The sequence below is a fragment of the Actinoalloteichus spitiensis RMV-1378 genome (assembly GCF_000239155.1).
In the GTDB taxonomy this organism is placed as follows: Bacteria; Actinomycetota; Actinomycetes; order Mycobacteriales; family Pseudonocardiaceae; genus Actinoalloteichus_B; species Actinoalloteichus_B spitiensis.
In genome coordinates this window covers 1-18,681 of sequence record NZ_AGVX02000317.1, presented here as the reverse complement: position 1 = coordinate 18,681, position 18,681 = coordinate 1, and the positions used below count along the sequence as shown (strand labels likewise).

Annotated in this window: 20 protein-coding genes, 1 tRNA gene and 1 pseudogene; 13 read left to right on the top strand and 9 right to left on the bottom strand. The window is 71.5% G+C overall.

Annotated features, from left to right (window positions below):
• Window positions 1–203: 203 nt before the first annotated feature.
• Window positions 204–1,052, bottom strand: a complete 849-nt coding sequence (locus ACTIDRAF_RS0214590; RefSeq protein ID WP_211215348.1) for an SDR family NAD(P)-dependent oxidoreductase — start codon at window positions 1,050–1,052, stop codon at window positions 204–206.
• Between the two features lie 72 nt (window positions 1,053–1,124).
• On the opposite strand from ACTIDRAF_RS0214590, the gene ACTIDRAF_RS0214585 reads away from it, so the two are divergent.
• Entirely contained in the window at window positions 1,125–1,745 is a 621-nt protein-coding gene (locus ACTIDRAF_RS0214585) for a TetR/AcrR family transcriptional regulator (protein WP_016699472.1), read from the top strand.
• Window positions 1,746–1,846: 101 nt separating this feature from the next.
• Here ACTIDRAF_RS0214585 and ACTIDRAF_RS28975 read toward each other — a convergent pair whose 3' ends face one another.
• Window positions 1,847–3,130, bottom strand: a complete 1,284-nt coding sequence (locus ACTIDRAF_RS28975) for an MFS transporter (RefSeq protein ID WP_039787419.1) — start codon at window positions 3,128–3,130, stop codon at window positions 1,847–1,849.
• Complete coding sequence (locus tag ACTIDRAF_RS28970; RefSeq protein ID WP_052168832.1) at window positions 3,127–3,654, bottom strand: MarR family winged helix-turn-helix transcriptional regulator; 528 nt, start codon at window positions 3,652–3,654, stop codon at window positions 3,127–3,129. Before ACTIDRAF_RS28970 ends, ACTIDRAF_RS28975 begins: the two co-directional genes overlap by 4 nt.
• Window positions 3,655–4,042: 388 nt before the next feature.
• Here ACTIDRAF_RS28970 and ACTIDRAF_RS0214570 point away from each other — a divergent pair, with 388 nt between their 5' ends.
• Window positions 4,043–4,546: a hypothetical protein gene (locus tag ACTIDRAF_RS0214570; protein WP_016699469.1), complete on the top strand. Its 504-nt coding sequence runs from the start codon at window positions 4,043–4,045 to the stop codon at window positions 4,544–4,546.
• A gap of 17 nt (window positions 4,547–4,563) precedes the next feature.
• Here ACTIDRAF_RS0214570 and ACTIDRAF_RS28965 read toward each other — a convergent pair whose 3' ends face one another.
• Window positions 4,564–5,292 carry an SGNH/GDSL hydrolase family protein gene (locus tag ACTIDRAF_RS28965; RefSeq protein WP_016699468.1) on the bottom strand — a complete coding sequence of 243 codons (729 nt, stop codon included), beginning with the start codon at window positions 5,290–5,292 and terminating at the stop codon, window positions 4,564–4,566.
• 207 nt (window positions 5,293–5,499) lie between these two features.
• Between ACTIDRAF_RS28965 and ACTIDRAF_RS0214560 the strand changes: the two genes are divergently transcribed.
• The 3 genes from ACTIDRAF_RS0214560 to ACTIDRAF_RS0214550 are packed head-to-tail and all read left to right on the top strand — an operon-like array spanning window position 5,500 to window position 8,164.
• Complete coding sequence (locus tag ACTIDRAF_RS0214560; RefSeq protein WP_016699467.1) at window positions 5,500–6,174, top strand: response regulator transcription factor; 675 nt, start codon at window positions 5,500–5,502, stop codon at window positions 6,172–6,174.
• Complete coding sequence (locus ACTIDRAF_RS0214555) at window positions 6,171–7,688, top strand: sensor histidine kinase (protein WP_211215347.1); 1,518 nt, start codon at window positions 6,171–6,173, stop codon at window positions 7,686–7,688. The genes ACTIDRAF_RS0214560 and ACTIDRAF_RS0214555 overlap by 4 nt, the downstream gene beginning before the upstream one ends.
• Window positions 7,685–8,164, top strand: a complete 480-nt coding sequence (locus ACTIDRAF_RS0214550) for a GerMN domain-containing protein (protein ID WP_016699465.1) — start codon at window positions 7,685–7,687, stop codon at window positions 8,162–8,164. Before ACTIDRAF_RS0214555 ends, ACTIDRAF_RS0214550 begins: the two co-directional genes overlap by 4 nt.
• A 49-nt stretch (window positions 8,165–8,213) precedes the next feature.
• Here the strand turns inward: ACTIDRAF_RS0214550 and ACTIDRAF_RS0214545 are convergent, their stop codons facing one another.
• On the bottom strand, window positions 8,214–9,518 hold the full coding sequence (locus tag ACTIDRAF_RS0214545) for an acyltransferase family protein (protein ID WP_026066114.1): 1,305 nt from the start codon (window positions 9,516–9,518) through the stop codon (window positions 8,214–8,216).
• A gap of 638 nt (window positions 9,519–10,156) precedes the next feature.
• On the opposite strand from ACTIDRAF_RS0214545, the gene ACTIDRAF_RS33835 reads away from it, so the two are divergent.
• Window positions 10,157–10,297, top strand: a complete 141-nt coding sequence (locus tag ACTIDRAF_RS33835) for a hypothetical protein (protein WP_157163038.1) — start codon at window positions 10,157–10,159, stop codon at window positions 10,295–10,297.
• 217 nt (window positions 10,298–10,514) lie between these two features.
• Here the strand turns inward: ACTIDRAF_RS33835 and ACTIDRAF_RS0214540 are convergent.
• The 3 genes from ACTIDRAF_RS0214540 to ACTIDRAF_RS0214530 all read right to left on the bottom strand — a co-directional run bounded on the left by ACTIDRAF_RS0214540 (window position 10,515) and on the right by ACTIDRAF_RS0214530 (window position 11,607).
• Window positions 10,515–10,586, bottom strand: a tRNA-Val gene (locus ACTIDRAF_RS0214540).
• Window positions 10,587–10,631: 45 nt separating this feature from the next.
• On the bottom strand, window positions 10,632–11,096 hold the full coding sequence (locus ACTIDRAF_RS0214535; protein ID WP_026066113.1) for a peroxiredoxin: 465 nt from the start codon (window positions 11,094–11,096) through the stop codon (window positions 10,632–10,634).
• 91 nt (window positions 11,097–11,187) lie between these two features.
• Window positions 11,188–11,607, bottom strand: coding sequence for a DUF3052 domain-containing protein (locus ACTIDRAF_RS0214530; RefSeq protein ID WP_016699462.1), 420 nt, complete (start codon window positions 11,605–11,607; stop codon window positions 11,188–11,190).
• Between the two features lie 245 nt (window positions 11,608–11,852).
• Between ACTIDRAF_RS0214530 and aceE the strand changes: the two genes are divergently transcribed.
• Complete coding sequence (aceE, locus tag ACTIDRAF_RS0214525; RefSeq protein WP_016699461.1) at window positions 11,853–14,648, top strand: pyruvate dehydrogenase (acetyl-transferring), homodimeric type; 2,796 nt, start codon at window positions 11,853–11,855, stop codon at window positions 14,646–14,648.
• 435 nt (window positions 14,649–15,083) lie between these two features.
• On the opposite strand, the gene ACTIDRAF_RS0214515 is transcribed toward aceE, so the two are convergent.
• A complete protein-coding gene (locus ACTIDRAF_RS0214515) occupies window positions 15,084–15,359 on the bottom strand; it encodes a hypothetical protein (protein WP_157163037.1) in 276 nt (91 codons plus the stop codon).
• 75 nt (window positions 15,360–15,434) lie between these two features.
• On the opposite strand from ACTIDRAF_RS0214515, the pseudogene ACTIDRAF_RS35480 reads away from it, so the two are divergent.
• The 6 genes and pseudogenes from ACTIDRAF_RS35480 to ACTIDRAF_RS28955 all read left to right on the top strand — a co-directional run.
• Window positions 15,435–15,575 (top strand): annotated as a pseudogene (locus ACTIDRAF_RS35480) (hypothetical protein); the annotation flags it as partial.
• An 80-nt stretch (window positions 15,576–15,655) separates the two neighbouring features.
• Window positions 15,656–16,300 (top strand): DUF5753 domain-containing protein, encoded by a 645-nt coding sequence (locus tag ACTIDRAF_RS28960; RefSeq protein WP_016699459.1) that lies wholly within the window; start codon window positions 15,656–15,658, stop codon window positions 16,298–16,300.
• A 16-nt stretch (window positions 16,301–16,316) separates the two neighbouring features.
• Window positions 16,317–16,508, top strand: a complete 192-nt coding sequence (locus ACTIDRAF_RS32850) for a DUF397 domain-containing protein (protein WP_083886299.1) — start codon at window positions 16,317–16,319, stop codon at window positions 16,506–16,508.
• Window positions 16,509–16,726: 218 nt separating this feature from the next.
• Window positions 16,727–16,918 carry a DUF397 domain-containing protein gene (locus ACTIDRAF_RS0214500; RefSeq protein ID WP_016699457.1) on the top strand — a complete coding sequence of 64 codons (192 nt, stop codon included), beginning with the start codon at window positions 16,727–16,729 and terminating at the stop codon, window positions 16,916–16,918.
• A gap of 292 nt (window positions 16,919–17,210) precedes the next feature.
• Window positions 17,211–17,984: a VOC family protein gene (locus tag ACTIDRAF_RS0214495; protein ID WP_016699456.1), complete on the top strand. Its 774-nt coding sequence runs from the start codon at window positions 17,211–17,213 to the stop codon at window positions 17,982–17,984.
• A gap of 391 nt (window positions 17,985–18,375) precedes the next feature.
• Window positions 18,376–18,639, top strand: a complete 264-nt coding sequence (locus ACTIDRAF_RS28955; RefSeq protein ID WP_016699455.1) for a DUF397 domain-containing protein — start codon at window positions 18,376–18,378, stop codon at window positions 18,637–18,639.
• The last annotated feature ends 42 nt before the right edge of the window (window positions 18,640–18,681 follow it).

Here is an 18,681-nt window from a genome sequence, read left to right as displayed (position 1 = left end):
GGCCCGCCTATCCGGTTGCCCTGCCGAACCGGGGGTTGGCCAGCCCGGTCCCCCGTGGACGGGGCGGGCGGGGCCACCGGCCCGCGAGGGCGCGGTGGTGTCGGCCCGGTCCTCGGTTCGGCCAGCCCTTTCCGGTGCACCGGCAACGGCGCGCGGCCGTGGTCGCCCGGCGCTCCGTGCGACGCCGTGGCCGCCGGTGCCGCTCAGTCCTCCGCCACCAGGTGGCGGGTGAGGTCGAACAGGCGGCGGGCGTCGCCGGGGTCGAGGGAGCTGAGGCCGAGGTCGACGGGCTTGGTCCGGTCCCAGGCGATGAGCCGTTGGTCGGAGGGTTCGTCGATCAGCCTGATGATGGGGGCGATGCTCGTGGACACGGACCGGGCGAAGAGCGCGCCCATCACCGCCATCAGGGCCTTGGCCGGTTGCGGGACGCCGTTGAGCCCGCTGTTGGTGTAGCCGGGGTGGACGAGGACGAAGCGAGTGCGCCCGTCCGGGTGGTTGAGCGGGTAACCGACGCCGAGGAGGTCGTTGGCGCGGCCGCCCTGCAGGGTCGCCCGCAGGATGCCCCAGCCGTTCCGGAGCGTGAGGTCGTCCCAGTGCGGCCGCCCCTTGGTCATCCCGGTCCCGCCGATGCTGAGGATCACCGGGTTGTCACCCTGTTCGAGCAGGTCGGTGAGGCCGTAGCTGAGCAGCAGGCGGCTGACGTAGTAGAGCGAGAAGACGCCCTCATGCCCGTCGGGGGTTTCGACCCTGCGCCGGAACGGCACCATCGCCGACAGGACGAGGGCGTCCAGGGAGTCGTGGCGTTCGCGGATCTCGGCGATCACCCGCCGGTTCTCGGCGACGGAGGTCAGGTCGGCCCGGATGACGTGCGCCCGCTCGCCCGCCCCCATGGTCGATGCCTCCTCGAGGAACCGCCGGGCGCGTTCGGGGTTCCGGCCCACCACGGTCACCCGCGCGCCGGCCGCCAGGTAGTGCCTCGCCAGTCCCGCACCCATGCCGGTGGTGCCGCCGGAAACGACCAGATCCTTGACCATCGTCACCCCAAAAGTCATCAGTTGATGACTTTGTACGCTAGTCAGAACCGGCGCAGCTTGTCAACACTTGATGACTTACGGGAGGGCGCGGTGACCGAGCCCCGCAGAAGGAACCGTTCGGCGACCAGGCAACGCCTTCTGGCGGCCGCCCGGCACCGGTTCGCCAAGGAGGGCTACGAGGCCGCCAGCGTGCGGGACATCGCGGCGGACGCCGGGGTGGACGCGGCCCTCGTCTTCCGCTACTTCGGCTCGAAGAAGGGGCTTTTCGAGGAGGCCGCCGCCACCACGACCCCGACGGGGCTGCTCGACGGGCCACCGGAGGAGCTGCCCGCCCGCCTGCTGCACTCGCTGCTGTTCGAGGACTGGTCCGCGTACGCCGGCGAGCACCCCCTGGTGGCGATGCTGCGCTCCTCCGCGCACGACGAGGCCCGGGACCACCTGCGGGAGGAGCTGTGCGGCACCTACGTGCGCGCCCTCGAACGGCTCTCGGACGCGCCGGACGCCGCACTGCGGGCGGAGCTGTTCAGCGCCTGGATGCTCGGCATCGGCGTCCTGCGCTCCGTGGTGGGCACCCCCGCCGTCAGCGCGGCGACCCCACCGGATCTCGCCCCGCACCTCGCCGCGGTGGCATCGGCCCTGTTCGAGCGCCCGGTCGCCGGCTCGCCACCCCCACCGCCGGCGGCCACCGACGACCCCGGAGCTCCGGACTGAGCGACCGGAGCGGCCCGCGACCGCGATCGCTGGAGCCCCGGCGACGAACCTGCCCGCCGCCGGGGACGCGGCGGGGATCGCGCCCGCCACGTTCCCCTGGATCAGGCGCTCGGCACCGCCTCGTCGCCGGGAGGCGGAGCGTCCCCCTCCCGGCGCGCGGAGACCCGGAAGGCACGCAGTTCCCGGTTGCGCAGTCCGATCCACAGCACGCCCGCCACGCACAGCAGACCACCGGACACCAAGGTGAACGAGGCCGAGGTCAACCCCGTGACCACGCCGGCCCTGGCGTTGCCGAGGTCCGGTCCCGCCGCGCCCACCACGTGTTCCGCCGAGGAGACCCGCCCCCGGAGGCCGTCGGGGGTCGCCAGCTGGATCAGCGCTCCCCGCGAGACCACCGACACCGTGTCGGCGGCACCGGCGACGACGAGCACGGCCAACGCGAGCCACAGCGGGCCGACCAGCCCGAAACACGCGAGCGCGACCCCCCACCCGCCGGCCGCCCACAGCTGGACCAGCCCGGGACGGTCCGCCCGGGTGACCAGGCCCGACAGCAGGCCAGCCGCGACTCCCCCGACGGCCACGGCGGACAGGAACAACCCGAGCGTCTCCGGGGCTCCCCCGAACCGCACCTCGTTGACGACCGGGAAGAGCGCGACCGGCATCGCCAGCAAGGTGGCGAACAGGTCGGTGCCGAACGCACCGCGCACGACGGGCGCCCGGACGATGTGGCGCACCCCCTCGACGACCGACCGGACACCCGGCCGGTGCTCCTCCGCGCCCTGGGGCGGCAGCGACGGGAGCCGCAGGACGGCCCACAGCGAGACGAGGAAGGCGGCTGCCTCGACGGCGTAGCAGGCCGTCAGGCCCCACCGGCCGATGACGAGGCCGGCCACGGCGGGCCCGAGGAGCATCGCGGCCTGGAAGCTGAGGTGTTGCAGGGCGATCCCGGCGGGGACGAGGTCGCGGGGCAGCAGCCGGACCGGGAAGGTGCGCCGGGCGGGGGCCCCGAGCGCGGAGACCGCCGACTGCGCGGCGACCAGGCCCAGCAGGACGGGCAGGTTGGCCAGCTCGACGAGCGCCTGCCCGACGAGACCGAGGACGGCGGCCAGCTGGGCGAGGGTCGTCCAGCGCACGAGGGTGCGGCGGTCCAGCGCGTCGGCCAGGGAGCCGCCGACCACGCCGAACACGACGAGCGGGATGGCGGAGGCGAGCCCCACGAGGCCGGTCCACACCGGGCTTCCCGTCATCCGCCACACCTGGAAGAGCACGGCGACCACCGTCATCTGGTGGCCGAGGGAGGTCAGCGACGTCCCCACCCAGAGCCGGCGGTAGGCGGCGCTGGCGGCGAGGGGGCGGAGGTCGACCAGGCCCGATCTCCGACTCATCGCCCGAGGCCGCCGCGGCTGGTCCGGGGCGCCTCGCCGGCCTCCGAACGCCACTCCAGGTGGTCGAGGACACGGGCGTGGAAGCCACGCTCGGCCAGCCTCGCCCGCATCGCCGACACGTACCCGGCCAGGCCCATGGGGAGCTCCGCGTCGAGCTCGGCGCAGGCGTCCTCGGTGGCGTTCCACTCCGCCTCGAGGAAGGGCAGCAGGTCACGGGCGCGGTCGGTGAGGTGCACGACCCGCGTCCGGGCGTCCTCCCCCGGCTCGGTGGTCACCAGCCCCTCGGACCGCATCGCGGTCACGGTCTGGCTGACCGCCGAGTGCGTCCGGCCCAAGCTGCGGGCCAGGTCGCGGATGGTCATCGGCCCCTGGTGGGCCAGCCGGATGAGCGGGTAGGCGAACCGGGGGCGCACCCCGGCCAGCCCGTGGTCGGCGTAGAGGCGCGCGATCTCCTCGTCCATGTCCTGCTGGAGGGCGAGGAGCTCGCGCCAGTAGCCGCGCGTGGTGGGATCCGAAGATGTCACAGCGCTAACATAACAGCGCTGTTGTTTTGGAGGATCACATGAACCGCGAACCAGGCCCCGGCGACAACGGGGTTGCGGGGTGGTCACGGCACGGGCCGTTCTGGCCAGGAGTTCGCGGTAGTGGCCGACGTACCGCGCGGTCCTGGGGTTCCGGCCAGCTGTTCCTCCAGCCAGCGCTCGCCCGCACGTCGGAGACGCCGGGCCGCCCGAGGCGCGGGCCCCGCGAGCCGGGGTCGGCAACGCGGTCGCGGAGAAGCCGGACCGACCATCGGCTGGTCGTGTGCGAGAACACCGGACTGAGCGGACTGAAGCCCCTTCGACCTGGAGGTCGGGCACGCCCCGCCGCCTCCGCCCGCTCCCGGGCGCAACCGATCCCCGGCAGGTGCCGGTGGCCGGCGTCCCCGTCGACCCGGTCGAGCAGCGGGGCAGAGCCCGGCTGGTGCGGCCCGGCTGGTCCCTCCGGCCCCCCGGACGGCCGGACCTCACCGGGCGGGGCCTGCCGACCACTCCGCACCGGGGCGGCGTGCCGGAGGCTGACCGGGGCACGGCGCTGGTCGGCGGGCTGACCGTCGACACCGCCGCGACCCCGGGCGGCTCGCTGGGCGCCGCCCCCTCCGCGCCCCTGCGCGCCCGGCTCCGCTCGGTCCTCGCCGACGGCCCTCCGGCACACCCCCTGAACGCGCTCCCCGTCCAACGGCGGTGCCCACCGCCCTCCCGCCTGGCGATGAGGCCGGGGAGCCGCTTCGCCGGCGGGTCGACCGGCCCGCCGGCCCCGGTGCCGGCGCGATCCCTCGTGGGCGGGCCGGCCTGGACCGGGAACGGCAGCGACCACCCGGCCGTGAGCTCCGCGAACCACGGCACCTGTTCGGCAGAGCGGCACGGCCGGTCGTGACGGGGGCCGGAGCCCGGTCAGCAGCCGTGGAACACGTCGCTGTCAGCCCAACCCGTGTTCGCCCAGGTGTCCGGTTCGGCAGGGGTGAAGCCGTCGTAGAGGTCGGCGAGCCGCGCGAGGGCCCAGTTGGTGAACCGGGCCGCACCCTGGGGACAGGTGTGGACCCCGTCCTCGCTGCGGTCGATCCTGCCATCCCGTTCTCTGGCGTACTCCTCTCCCCAGACCCCGGAAGCGTCGAGGTACTCGACGTCGTCGTGGTCGTCCGCGACCTGCCGCGCGGCCTCCCCGGCCGTGGCGAGCTCGTCCACGTGGGGTTCGTAGAACTCGTCCGGCCGGATGGGGGGCATGGACACGAGGAGCAGGTCGGCATCGAGATCAGCCGTGCGCTCCGCGAGGCGCTGGTACGCGGCGCGCTGCTCGTCAGGGGTGCCCCAGTCGTAGGTGGTGATCTGGTAGATCACGACGCCACCCGCCGCCTCCGCGAGATCCGTGCCCAGGCGCTCCCACTGTTCCTCGGCGTTGGGGCCGACCACGTTCCCGCCTCCCGTGGAGGTGGCGTCGATGAACGCCACGCCGCTCTCGGCGAGCCCATGGCGCAGGGCGACCGCTTGCCCGGCGGCCACGGAGTCACCCAGGAAGAGCACGGGCGAGACGCCCACCTCGGCGGCCTGGTGGGATCCGGTCCACCCCCGGCCGCCCGGGTCGTCGCCCGGGCTGGCACCACAGGCGGTGGACGTGACTGCCATGAGCGCGACCGCCGCGATCCCGACCGGTCGTCCCAGCCGGCGTCGGCGGCCCTTCGCAGGTGCGTGAGCTGTTCGTGTTCGCATGCCCCGACTCTCGCGAGCGGGTGTCGCGGCCGTTGGCCAGCCCCGTCGCAGTCGTGTCGCAGAACCCCGTCACCCGCTCCGAGGCACCCCGCCCGCGACAGGTCCCCTCCTAGGATCGGTGGCATGGCCGCTGTCCTGCTTGTTGAAGACGACGCGCTGGTCAGGCGCGGGCTCCAGCTCGCCCTGCGACGTCACGGACACCGCGTCGAGGTCGCCGACGACGGCGAGGACGGTCTGGCCCGGTTCGCCACCGCTGACGTGGACGTGATCGTGTTGGATCTGATGCTCCCCGGCCTCGACGGTTTCGAGGTCTGCCGCCGCGTCCGAACCTCGTCACAGGTACCGATCATCATGCTGACCGCCCGCGGCGACGACTTCGACGTGATCACCGGCCTGGAGGCCGGCGCGGACGACTACGTCGTCAAACCCGTGCGGCCGACCGTGCTGGACGCGCGGATACGTGCTGTTCTGCGCCGTGCGGTGGGCAGCTCGGACGGCGTGCGCGTGCACGGTGGCCTGCGCATCGACACCGAGTCGCTGAGGGTCACCGTGGACGGCCAGGAGGTCAGCCTCACGCCGACGGAGCTGCGCCTGCTGCTGACCCTGTCACGGGCACCTGCACGCGTTTTCAACCGTGAGCAGTTGCTGGAAGAGGTGTGGGAGCAGGGGTACCTGGGTGATTCCCGGCTGGTGGACAACAGCGTCATGCGGTTGCGGGCGAAGATCGAGCGCAACCCCGCGCGTCCGGAGTACGTGCAGACGGTTCGCGGATTCGGGTACAGGTTCGGCCCGGTGTGAGGCCGCCATCGCCACGACGGCTCCTGCGCACCACCACGGGTTTGCGGGGACGGCTGATCATCACCGTCGTCAGCGTCACGGTGCTCGGCGCCACCGGCGCGGCCTGGGCTGGAGTGCAGCGGTCCGCGACGTCGCTGATCGAGATCAACCAGGAGCACCGCACCGAGGACCTGGTCAGCCGGGTCACCCGGGCTGCCCCGTCCGTGCTGTACCCCCCCGATGCCGACGCGCTCGACCAGCTGCGGGGGGAGATCGGGGAGAACTCCCTCGTCGTCCACCAGGACGCGGCCTCCGGAGAGGGCGTCTTCGCGACCGGCACGGCCCTGGTGCCCGCGCAGCTGCGCGAGGCGGTGCGCGCCCAGACCGCCGGGGAACACGGCCACGTGCTGTCGCAGCGCGTGGAGATCGACGGGACTCCGTGGCTGGTGATCGGCGCCCCGGTGGTGGTCACGGAACCCGACGGGGCACGCACCCCCTCGGGGATCGAGGTGTACTCGGCCCACGACCTCACCCCCGTGCGCGACCAGGTTGACGCCCTCGTCCGGGGCGCGGCCACCACGACGGCGGCCACGTTGCCGTTGGCGGTGCTCCTCGCACTGCTCGCCTCGCGGAGCGTGCTGCGCCCCGTCGCGCGGTTGCGGGAGACCGCCCAACACCTGGCACGGGGGGAGCTCGATGCGCGTGTGGAACCGACCGGGGTCGATGAGCTGGCCCAGCTCACCCGCACGATCAACGAGATGGCCGCGTCGCTGCAGGAATCCATCAACTCCATCGCCGCGTTGGAGGAGGGGTCCCGCCGCTTCGCGGCGGACGTCTCCCACGAACTCCGCACCCCCCTGACGACCCTGACCGCCGCAGTCGAGGTCCTCCACGACGTGCTGTCGCGCGCCGAGGCGCCGGGGGTCTCCGACGAGGCGGAGGCGCGGGAGTCAGCGCACCTGGCCGTCGTCGAGACACGGCGCCTGGTGGAACTGGTCGAGGACATCATGGAGATCGCCCGGTTCGACGCCGGTACCGCTCGGCTGCGGTGGGAGCGCACCGACCTGGTGAAGGTGATCAGCGCCTGTGTCCGGCACCGTGGTTGGACCCGTGACGTCGTCATCTCCTCACCGGCCGGCGAGGACGATCGCGAGGTCGTGGCCGATCGCCGTCGCGTCGACGTGGTCGTTGCCAACCTCGTCGGCAACGCGCTCGCGCACGGGGGAGCTCCGGTGCGGGTGGACGTGACGGCCACGGGCGAGGGGGTGACCGTCCGGGTCACCGATTCCGGTCCGGGGATACCGGAGGACGCCCTGCCGCACGTCTTCTCCCGGTTCTACAAGGCGGACACCTCTCGCTCCCGTACGACCGGCAGCGGCCTGGGCCTGGCGATCGCGCGGGAGAACGCCCTCCTCCACGATGGGGCGATCAGCGCGGCGAACCACCCCGACGGCGGCGCCGCCTTCACCCTGTGGCTCCCCCGACGTCCGACGAGAGCCACGTGCCACCTCCGCGACGAGGAGCAGGACCCATGAGACATCGACCGTTCGCCACGGCCTGGGCCGGACTCGCCCTGATCGCGTTGACGAGCTGCGGACCACAGCTCTCGACCGTCGAGGAGGGACCGTCCGCCCCGACCGGGATCGCGGCGGGGACCACCCTCTACTTCCTCGACGATGACGGGCGGCTCACCGCTCAGCACCGTGAGACCGGCCGGCTGGGCACGGTCTCCGAGGCTGTCTCCCTGCTGCTGACCGGCCCCGGTGGTTCCGGGCTGCGCACCGGGATCGAGCCGACGACAGTGACCAGGAACCAGGTGACGGTCAACGGAGAGCTGATGAGCGTGCGGGTACCGGTCTCCTCGGCGGAGGTGAGCGCCGAGGGCATCGACCAGATCGTCTGCACCGCCTTCGCCAGCCGGGTCCAGTCCGGGGGACCGGACCGGACCCGCGTGGCCATCGAGTTCACCGACCGCCCCGAAGCACCGAGGAGCTGCCCCGCCCTCGGCTGAGGTCGCTCCCGGTCATCACTGGCGCGGTCACCACGTCGATGCGCCGGTGTCAGAACTGGTCGGTGTCGATCGGCGGGGCGGACGGTGCGGGCAGCCCGAACCACATCACCAGCAACGCGGCCGAGGAGGCGCCGAACACGACCAGGCCGGTGCGTCCGCGCGCCCACCGGACCCGGAACCGGATCGGGTCCTCCACCAGGCGCTTCGACGCGACGGCCAGCGCGATCGAGATCCCGATCACGAGAGGGGCGTGCGCCCAGTCCGGCAGGGCCGGGTACTGGTGCGCGGGCAGCAGGACGACCACCGGCCAGTGCCACAGGTAGAGGCCGTACGAGATACCGCCGACCCACGTCAACGCGCGCGCCCGCAGAACTCGCACCGGAGGCGGAGGCGTCGTCTCCCCCGCGTTCCGCTCACCAGCGGTCGTCACGGCCGCGCACATGCCGACGAGCACCGCACAGGCGGCCGCGTGCCCGAACAGGCCCCCGGTGAACAGTCCCGGCGTGGCGGTCCCGTCGACGAGCACCCAGAACGCGCCGATCGTCACCGCGAGTGTTCCGACCAGCCACCCGGACAACGTCCGGCGCGCCTCCGCGAGGTGTTGGAACCAGCGGCGGGCGGGAGCCGTGGCCGCCGCGGCACCCAGCAACAGCGAGAACGCGCGGGTATCCGTGCCCGTGTAGACACGCGTGGGGTCGGCGGGGTCGAGCGAGGCGATCATCAGCAGGAGCGAGACCCCGGCACCCGCGACCGCCAGGGTCAACACGGTGCTGTTGGACCTCCCCGGGCCGCACGGCCAGAACCGCCGCACACCCCAGGTCACCGCGCCGATGACGATCGGCCACGCGAGGTAGAACTGCTCCTCGACCGCGATGCTCCACAGGTGCCCGAAGACGCGCGACTGGCCGAAGGCGTCCCAGTAACTCGCGTCCTGGGCCAGCAGATGCCAGTTCACCATGAGCAACTGCGCCCACAGACCGTCGGACAGCGTCGTGGAGACCATGCCACGGTCCGCTACCGGGGCACCGAGCCGCTCCAGCACCCACACGACCGACGTCACTCCGGCCAGCACCAGCGCCAGCGCCGGGAACAGCCGTCGCAACCGCCGCCCCCAGAACGGCACCAGGGCGATCCGGCCCGTGCTCTCGACCTCACGGAGGAGAAGCCCCGTGATGAGGAAACCGGAGAGCACGAAGAACAGGTCCACGCCGAGGAAGCCGCCGGGCATCGCGCCGGTGTGGAACAGCAGCACACCCGCCACCGCCGCTCCGCGCAGCCCGTCCAGAGCCGGGACGTGGGAGGAACCAGGGCCAGTGGGCGGACGGGAGGAGGTCGGGTACGCCGGAGAACGCATGCCCGCGACGGTGCCGCCCCTGGTTCACCGTTCCGCCCCCGTCGCGTCGCGATCCTGTCGCAAGGCCGGCGGCCACGGCACAGGCCAACCCGGGGCCGCCCACGCGGTGGTGCTGCCGCACCGGGTGAGCAGCCTGGGGGGGAAGGGCCCGGTCCAGTGCGGGCGCTCCTCCCAGGAAGGTGTTCGGAGCGCGGGTGCGCGGTTCCCCAGCGCTCCTCCCGGTCCGGGTGGTCGGGTTCGTGCGGGCGCCTTTCGGGAGTTCTCCGGCGCGGCGGACGCGGGCGCTCCACGGTCCGTGACGACCCCCGCGACCGCGTGCGCGGTTCCGCCCGCCGCCCCCGCGACCCGAGGGTGCCCGAGGGCGGGGACCCCTCACGCCGGAGACCTCCGGCTGAACCCGGCACCGGGTGGTCCAGAGGAGCCGGCCAGGTCGGCTCCCGCCTGGGAGCCGAGCAGGTGAGCACACCGCGCCCTTCGCTCGATCTCCGCCCACGACGCGGTCCCCGTGGTGTTCCGCGTCGGCGACGAGGTCGACGGCCCGCCCACAGCCGTGGGGACGACGTGGAACAGCCCCGCCCCCGGAGGAGCAGGCGTGCGAGGGGGCTGGCTACGGCGAACACCGGCGGACCGCCGGCGGCATGTCACGCACCATCGCGAAGTGCCGCTCCGACGACCGCGCCCACGAGGTCTCCACCGGCACGCGCCAGCACCCCGGCCCCGACCGTTGGGGTGGACATCACCCGGCGAGGTCGTGCGCGCACGGGACGCTGCTCGCCTGACGTCGCTGCTGGTGATCCCCAGCCGCGTGGTCGGGAGCGGCTGGAACTGGCCGGCCACCCGTTCAACACGCGCCGTGCCCTCGAACGCCGACACCGGGGCTCTGGGGGTGGGGCCGTTCGACGTGGTGCCCGGCACCGCAAGCGAGGTGCCACCCAGCACCGCGCTCACCGCCGCCTGCGGAACCGCCCTCGGTTCCCGCAGGTCAGGCCGCGTTTGTGGGCGCAGTAGGGTTCGAACCTACGACCCCTCGCTTGTAAGGCGAGTGCTCTCCCACTGAGCTATGCGCCCGATCGACGCTGGACAGGTTACCGCCCGTCCAGCGCCAGTCGGTCATCAGGCCGGCAGCGCGGCGATGGCCTTCTTCCAGGCTTCCTGGTCACGGGGCTCGCCCGGCTGGTTCACCTCGGCGAAGCGGATGACACCGGCCTTGTCGATCAGGAAGGTTCCCCGGTTGGCCAGGCCACCGGCCTCGTTGAAGACGCCGTAGGCCTTGGCGACCTCGCCGTGCGGCCAGAAGTCCGAGAGCAGCGGGAAGGTGTAGCCCTGCTGCTCGGCCCACGCCTTGAGGCTGAACGGCGTGTCCACGGACACGCCCAGCACCGTCACATCGGCGTTCTGGTACTCCTGGAACTCGTCCCGCACCTGGCACAGCTCGCCCTGGCAGAGGCCGCTGAACGCGAACGGGTAGAAGACCAGCAGCACGTTGCTCTGGCCGCGGAACGACGACAGGGTGACCTGCTGCTTGTTGTAGTCGTTGAGCGTGAAGTCCGGGGCTTCCGAACCGACGTCGAGCGCCATGAGGCCGCCTTCCGAGGTCGAGGGGATGCGGTGGGGCACGTCGAACCGACGCGCCCCAACCACCCTAGTCATCGTCCCCGGCGGCCGATGTTCACCGCTTCGGGCGGACCAGGCGCGTCGCGGACCATTCGCCCGGCAGGCTCAGCGTCGAGGTCTGCGACAGGCCGGCCGTCGTCACCGCCTCGGCGACGACGGAGGGCTCCACGTGCCCGTCACGGCCCGTCTTGGGCGTCAGCACCCAGATGAAGCCGTTGTCGGCGAGGGGTGAGGTCGCGTCGACGAGTGCGTCGTCGACGAGATCCCCGTCACCATCCCGCCACCACAGCAGGATGACGTCCACCACTTCCTGGGCGTCCTCGTCGAGCAGCTCACTGCCACTGCGTTCCTCGACCGCCGCACGAAGGGCGTCGTCGACGTCCTCGTCCCAACCGATCTCCTGGACGACCATGTCGGGCTCGATACCGAGCTTTTCGGCGACACCGACCTTTGCGGCGTCTCCCGCGGCGACCACGGCTTCCTCACTCCTCCAAGTCGTGTGGTTGCGACGGCCGGCAGGCCCCCGCACACGTGCTGTTGCGATCGTTGCGATCCCTGGCCACTTTTTCAAGCGGCGGGTCCAACCTAGTGCGGTTACTTCACCACAACTACCCACCGGTAGTAGTGACGCCACGCGCGGGTAACGAGGAAGATGGTGGAGGATGGGACAGTTGGGTGAATCCCAATGACCAGGACTGTCGACGTTGGCGAGGAGATCCCTTGGCCCCGCAGAGCAACGGCAAAGGTGCCGCGGACGCCCCCCAGCGGGTACGTGTCATCCGTGACGGCCTTGCCGCACACCTTCCGGACATCGACCCGGAGGAGACCACCGAGTGGCTCGAAAGCTTCGACTCGGTGCTCTCCGCCGCTGGTAAGCAGCGTGCCAGGTATGTGATGTTGCGGCTACTCGAGCGGGCTCGGGAGAGCGGCGTCGGGGTGCCGCCGCTGACGAGCACCGACTACGTGAACACGATCCCGACCGAGGTCGAGCCGTGGTTCCCGGGTGACGAGGAGACCGAGCGCCGCTACCGGGCCTGGCTGCGCTGGAACGCCGCCATGACCGTGCACCGCGCCCAGCGACCGGGGGTGGGTGTCGGAGGACACATTTCGACGTACGCCTCATCGGCGACGCTGTACGAGGTCGGCTTCAACTGGTTCTTCCGGGGGAAGAACCACCCCGGCGGGGGCGACCACATCTTCATCCAGGGCCACGCCTCGCCCGGCATCTACGCCAGGGCGTTCCTGGAGGGCCGCCTGTCCGAGGACCAGCTCGACGGCTTCCGGCAGGAGTTCTCCCACGCCGGCCCCGGCGGCGGGCTGCCCTCCTACCCGCACCCCCGGCTGATGCCGGACTTCTGGGAGTTCCCCACGGTCTCGATGGGCCTGGGCCCCATGAACGCCATCTACCAGGCGCGGTTCAACCGCTACCTGCACGCCCGGGGCATCAAGGACACCTCCGACCAGCAGGTCTGGGCGTTCCTCGGCGACGGCGAGATGGACGAACCGGAGTCGCGGGGTCTGATCCACGTCGCCGCGAACGAGGGCCTGGACAACCTCAACTTCGTCATCAACTGCAACCTGCAGCGGTTGGACGGCCCGGTCCGGGGCAACGGGAAGATCATCCAGGAGCTGGAGTCGTTCTTCCGGGGCGCCGGCTGGAACGTCATCAAGGTCATCTGGGGTCGGGAGTGGGACGGCCTGCTGCACGCCGACAAGGACGGCGCGCTGGTCAACCTCATGAACACCACCCCCGACGGTGACTACCAGACGTACAAGGCCAACGACGGCGCCTACGTCCGGGAGCACTTCTTCGGCCGGGACCCGAGGACGAAGGAGCTGGTCAACGACTTCTCCGACCAGCAGATCTGGAACCTCAAGCGCGGTGGGCACGACTACCGGAAGGTCTTCGCGGCCTACCAGGCGGCGGCCAACCACCACGGCCAGCCGACGGTGATCCTGGCCAAGACCATCAAGGGCTACGGCCTCGGCCCGTCCTTCGCCGGTCGCAACGCCACGCACCAGATGAAGAAGATGACCCTGGACGACCTCAAGCAGTTCAGGGACAGCCTGCGGATCCCGATCAGCGACGAGCAGCTCGAGGCCGACCCGTACCGCCCGCCGTACTACCACCCGGGCAAGGACTCGCCGGAGATCCAGTACCTGCTCAAGCGCCGCCAGGAGCTGGGCGGGTTCCTGCCGGAGCGCCAGGTCAAGGCCAAGCCGCTGGTGCTGCCGGGCGACAAGGTCTACGACGTGCTCAAGCGGGGTTCGGGCAAGCAGGAGGTCGCCACGACGATGGCGTTCGTCCGGCTGCTGCGCGACCTGGCCAAGGACAGCGAGGTCGGCCCGCGCCTGGTGCCGATCATCCCGGACGAGGCCAGGACCTTCGGGATGGACTCGATGTTCCCGACCCAGCGGATCTACAACCCGCAGGGCCAGATGTACACGTCCGTGGACGCCAAGCTGATGCTCGCCTACCGCGAGAGCGAGCAGGGCCAGATCCTGCACGAGGGCATCAACGAGGCCGGCTCCACCGCGTCGTTCACCGCCGCCGGCACGTCGTACGCGACGCACGGCGAGAACATGATCCCGATCTACATCTTCTACTCGATGTTCGGGTTCCAGCGGACCGGCGACGGGCTGTGGGCGGCGGCCGACCAGATGGCGAAGGGCTTCGTGCTCGGCGCCACCGCCGGCCGCACCACGCTGACGGGTGAGGGCCTCCAGCACAACGACGGCCACTCGCTGTTGCTGGCGGCGACGAACCCGGCCGTGGTCGCCTACGACGCGGCCTGGTCCTTCGAGCTGGCGCACATCGTCAAGAACGCGTTGCAGCGGATGTACGGGGAGAGCGAGGACTACCCGAACGGGGAGGCGATCTTCTACTACCTCACCGTCTACAACGAGCCGTACCAGCAGCCGGCCGAGCCGGAGAACCTGGACATCGACGGCCTGCTCCGGGGTCTGTACCGCTACGCGGACGCCCCGGCCGGGGAGGGCCTGCCCGCGCAGATCCTCGTCTCCGGGGTGGCGATGCCCTGGGCGCTGCGCGCCCAGGAGATCCTCGCCGAGGAGTACGGGGTGCGGGCCGCGGTGTGGTCGGCCACCTCGTGGTCGGAGCTGCGCCGCGAGGCCGTGGAGACCGAGAAGGCCGCCCTGCGCGACCCGGGTTCCAGCCGGCACGTGCCGTACGTGACCAAGGCCCTCCAGGGGGCCTCGGGGGGCCCGGTGGTGGCGGTGTCCGACTGGATGCGTGCCGTGCCGGACCTGATCCGCCCCTGGGTGCCGACGGACATGCTGACCCTGGGCACCGACGGGTTCGGGTTCTCCGACACCAGGCCGGCCGCGCGTCGCTTCTTCAACGTCGACGCCGAGTCGATCGTGGTGGGCACGCTGTTGGCGCTGGCCAGGCGCGGCGACCTGGACTACTCGGTGGCGGCGGAGGCCGCGCGCCGGTTCCAGATCGACGACGTGCAGGCCGCCGGTCCGCAGACCTCGGACCCGGGGTCCGCCTGATCCCACCCACTGATCGCACTGAGTGATCGGTGCGCTACACTGTGCAGCAGAAGCCCCCTCGGGCGCACGGAGTCCGAGGGGGTTTCGCCATGTTCGGGCCCGGACGCGCCGCCCCGCGGGCGGACCGGCGCGCGTTCGTCCCAGTAACCGGGAGAACCGTGTCCGGTGCCGGCCACTTCCGGCGACCGGCCGAAGTGGACCGGGGCCTGCGGCCCCAGCTCCAGGGCCAGGCCCAGTAGCCGGGAAGCTGCCGCCGGCCGGAGACCCAGGGACACCGGGGCGGCCCGCCCGCCCAACTCCAGGGAACGGTCGTCGGCGACCGCGTGGCCCTCGGGCCAGGGCATCGTGCCGCGATCGTGACGGACCGCACCACCCGAACGGCCGGCCGCGCACGGGCGGAGCCTGACTCGCACCCGCCCCGCCCGTGCCGCCGTGTCAGGAGTGCGGCCAGACGAGCCGGGTGGGCCGCACGATCGCGGCGAGCCGGCGGGCTTCCTCCGGCGTCCCACTGGAGGCGAAGAGATTTCCGTTGGGGAAGGCCAGCAGCGAGGAGTCGCCCAGCGACATCCCCCAGTACCGGACCGAGGACGGGTCGGGGTCGACCGTGGAGCGGTCCGCGTCGCACAACGCGAACACCCGAGGCGCACAGGCCGCGAGTTGCCGAGCCGTGGGGACATCCCCGCCGAACCAGCGACGACCCAGCCAGGCCAACGAGCGGTGGTGTGATCCGCGTCCCGCACGCCAGGCTGAGTGCGCCAGCCCCGATGGCTGCGCGAAGATCTGGTGATGCGTGAAGGGGAGATCCGACCCATGGCTGACCGCACCGACCCGTCGGCACTGCGTTGGTTGATCGGCGTGGAGCTCGCCAACTACCGGCGGCAGACGGGACTCTCGCTGTCGAAGGTGGCCGCTCAGCTTCCGTTCACGAAGTCGAAGCTCGCGCACATGGAGAGCGGCAACCACCAGCAGTACCCGGACGACGTGGCCACGGTCCTCGCCTCTACGGGGTGCCGCAACGGGACATCGACCGCTTGTGCTCGCTCGCGGGCAGCTCGGACAGCCGCGCCTGGTGGGCACCCTGGTCCCACGTCGTACCCGACTGGTTCCGGACGTTCGTGGGCCTGGAGGGTCTCGCCTCAGCAGAGTTTATCTACGAGCCGACCGTGATCCCTGGGCTCCTTCAGACCGAGGAGTACGCACAGGAGTTGACTCGAGCGACAGGCTTCGTTCGAGCCGACCACAATGAGCGCTTCGCGGAGTTCCGACTCGCACGCGCTCAGCGCCTGACAGCAGCAAACCCGCTCCGGTGGCATGCGGTGATCAGCGAAGCAGCCCTGAGGCTAAAGGTCGGTGAGACCGCTGCGCAGAGGGCGCAGTACCACCATCTACTCACGATGGCTGCTCGATCCAACATCACCCTCCAAGTCCTCACGCCCGAGTGTGGCCCTCATGCTGCTCTCGTCGGGCCGTTCTGCGTACTGGACTTCGAGTTGGCACGATCGGTCGCGTACGCCGAGCACCTCGATGGCGCTGTCTACAGTCAGGACTTCGACCAGGTGAAGACCTTTAAGATGGCCGCAGAGAGCCTGCGTGAGACCGCGCTCTCCCCGGACGAGTCCATCGCCCTTATCACCTCGCTGATCAGGGGCTAGACGCTTGGAGGCCGTCATGCCACATCAGGACCTGAGAGACGCCTGCTGGCGAACATCTAGTTACAGCACGAACAACGGGAACTGCGTCGAAATTGCTGGTGGCGCGGACTGGGCGGCCATCCGGGACTCCAAGAACCCGGACGGCGGCGCGCTCCTCCTCGACCACGCCCAGTACCGGAGCTTCATCCGCTCCGTCAAGCGCGGCTGACCGAGTCCACCTACGACATCCGCTGGGAAGCTGTTGCCCGCGCATCAGGGGCAGGAGCGCGACCGAGAACGCACGATACGGGCTTCCCGGCGGCGGTCCTGCTGCCGCACACTGGGATACGCCCTGCCCGCACCGCGCCCCGAACGGCGAAGCCACGGTCGCGCCAGCGACACCCCGCTGACGAGGCCGGTCTCGCAGCAGGAAGGACGGCAGCCGACATGCATCCCCTCCAGCTCCCCACCGCACGGTGGCGGAAGTCCAGCCACAGCGCCAACAACGGAGTCTGCGTCGAGATCGCCACCGGCACCGGCTGGGCCGCCATCCGCGACTCCAAGAACCCCCACGGCGGCACACTCCTCCTCGACCACGCCCGCTACCAGGACTTCCTCCGCTCCCTCAAGAACACCTGACCGAGCATCCACTTCCGGGGCAGCAGGGAAGCCGTTCCCCATCCGGCGCTGAGGCGGGCGAGACGAGGACCGGCAGCACCCCGTGACGCCGAGGCCGTCCGTCGCGCCCTGTTCCGGGACCGCCCGCGCCCTCGTCGGCTTCCGCCGCGAACACCGGGGGAACGCCGCACGCCCGTCCCGCATCCTCCCTGGTCGTCCATCCTCAGTGGACTCGCTATGTGCGCGGCGGCATCCCGGCAGGCCAGACTGGCCGCCGGCTCGCCCCTGGGCCACGAGCGGAAGGCGGACGACAGTGACCGAGACGACGACACGACCCACCGAGACGATGGTGCCGACACTGCCCTGCGTCTCCGTGGACGAGACGGCGGACTTCTACCAGGCGATCGGCTTCACGATCACCTTCCGGCAGACCAAGCCCTACGTCTACCTGGCGATGCACTGGGGCGGGGTGGAGGTGCACTTCGGTTCCGCGCCACCCGGCACCGACCCGGCCCGGGAGGACGCCGGCGGTTGCCTGGTCATGGTCGACTCGGTCGCCCCCTACCACGAGGCCATCACCCAGGCCATGCGCCGGGCCTACGGGAAGGTGCTCGCGAAGGGGCGGCCCAGGATCACCCGCTACCGGCCGGGTGCGACCCGGTTCACCCTGGTCGACCCCACCGGGAACTCGCTCATCTTCATCCAGCGCGACGAGCCGGAGGAACTGGAGTACGGCGGCTCGACGAAGCTGACCGGGCTGGCCAGGGTGTTGGACAACGTCCGGAACTTCCGCGAGTTCAAGAACGACGACCAGGCCGCCGTGCGGGCCCTGCGGTCCTGGCTGCGCCGGCACGGCGACCAGGCCCCGCCGGTGGAGCGGGCGCTCGCCCTGGCCACCCTGGTGGAATTGCTGGTCGCGCTGGAGTCGCACGAGGAGGCCGAGAGCACGATGGCGACGCTGCGGACGATCCCGCTCTCGGAGGAGGAGCGTCGCCGGGTGGAGGCGGAGTTGGCCCACGTGGCGAACCTGAACCGCTGGCTCGACGGGGACGGACCGACCTCCGGCCCGGACACCGGGAAGGCCTGACCCCGGTCACGGGCCAGGGCCGCCCGCCCGGGTACCCGCGCCCGGCACCGACTCGCCTTCGGCCTCCGCGCCGGCGGCGGGTGGTGTGGTGGAAGTGGCGGCCCTGACCGCGTTCCCGGCTCCGCCGGCACGGCGACCACGTCCCGCGCCGGCGGACCGGGTCACCTCGTCGCCGCTCCACTGGGGGCGGCCACGGGGTCGGTGGCCGAGGAGTCGAACGACCGCCGCTCCACCCGACCCCGCGTCCCCAGGGATGACGCAGGCCGTCGGACGACGATCTCACTCTATAGATACTGGTAACTGGCGGTAACACTCTGGTAACACAGAGGGTGTTAAAATCCCTGCCCCCTGTTGACGGCGTTGTCAGCAGGAAACCGATCAGGAGCCCGCCATGGCCGTCCTCTTCCCCACCACCACCTGCGGCACCTCACCCCTGTCCGCCACCGCCGAGCAGACACCCCGGACGACCGACGGCCACCACTGGCGGAAATCCTCCCGGAGCACCAACAAGAGCGCGTGCGTGGAGATCGCGACCGGCCCGCACGGAGCGGCCATCCGGGACTCCAAGAACCCCTCGGGCGGGGCCCTGACCCTCACCGCCACCCAGTACGGCCAGTTCCTGGCCGCTGTGAAGGCGGACCACACGGTGCGCTGACGAACGCCGCCCCCGGGGGCCGTCGCGGACAGCGACGGCCCC

Excerpts from the sequence above, each read along its gene's own strand:
- ACTIDRAF_RS28965 (WP_016699468.1), bottom strand. The coding sequence starts at position 5,292 with ATGGCAGTCACGTCCACCGCCTGTGGTGCCAGCCCGGGCGACGACCCG.
- ACTIDRAF_RS0214535 (WP_026066113.1), bottom strand. The coding sequence starts at position 11,096 with ATGGCGCTCGACGTCGGTTCGGAAGCCCCGGACTTCACGCTCAACGAC.
- ACTIDRAF_RS0214545 (WP_026066114.1), bottom strand. The coding sequence starts at position 9,518 with ATGCGTTCTCCGGCGTACCCGACCTCCTCCCGTCCGCCCACTGGCCCT.
- ACTIDRAF_RS33835 (WP_157163038.1), top strand. The coding sequence starts at position 10,157 with ATGTCACGCACCATCGCGAAGTGCCGCTCCGACGACCGCGCCCACGAG.
- ACTIDRAF_RS0214590 (WP_211215348.1), bottom strand. The coding sequence starts at position 1,052 with ATGACTTTTGGGGTGACGATGGTCAAGGATCTGGTCGTTTCCGGCGGC.
- ACTIDRAF_RS28955 (WP_016699455.1), top strand. The coding sequence starts at position 18,376 with ATGGCCGTCCTCTTCCCCACCACCACCTGCGGCACCTCACCCCTGTCC.
- ACTIDRAF_RS0214550 (WP_016699465.1), top strand. The coding sequence starts at position 7,685 with ATGAGACATCGACCGTTCGCCACGGCCTGGGCCGGACTCGCCCTGATC.
- ACTIDRAF_RS0214500 (WP_016699457.1), top strand. The coding sequence starts at position 16,727 with ATGCATCCCCTCCAGCTCCCCACCGCACGGTGGCGGAAGTCCAGCCAC.
- ACTIDRAF_RS32850 (WP_083886299.1), top strand. The coding sequence starts at position 16,317 with ATGCCACATCAGGACCTGAGAGACGCCTGCTGGCGAACATCTAGTTAC.
- ACTIDRAF_RS0214560 (WP_016699467.1), top strand. The coding sequence starts at position 5,500 with ATGGCCGCTGTCCTGCTTGTTGAAGACGACGCGCTGGTCAGGCGCGGG.
- ACTIDRAF_RS28975 (WP_039787419.1), bottom strand. The coding sequence starts at position 3,130 with ATGAGTCGGAGATCGGGCCTGGTCGACCTCCGCCCCCTCGCCGCCAGC.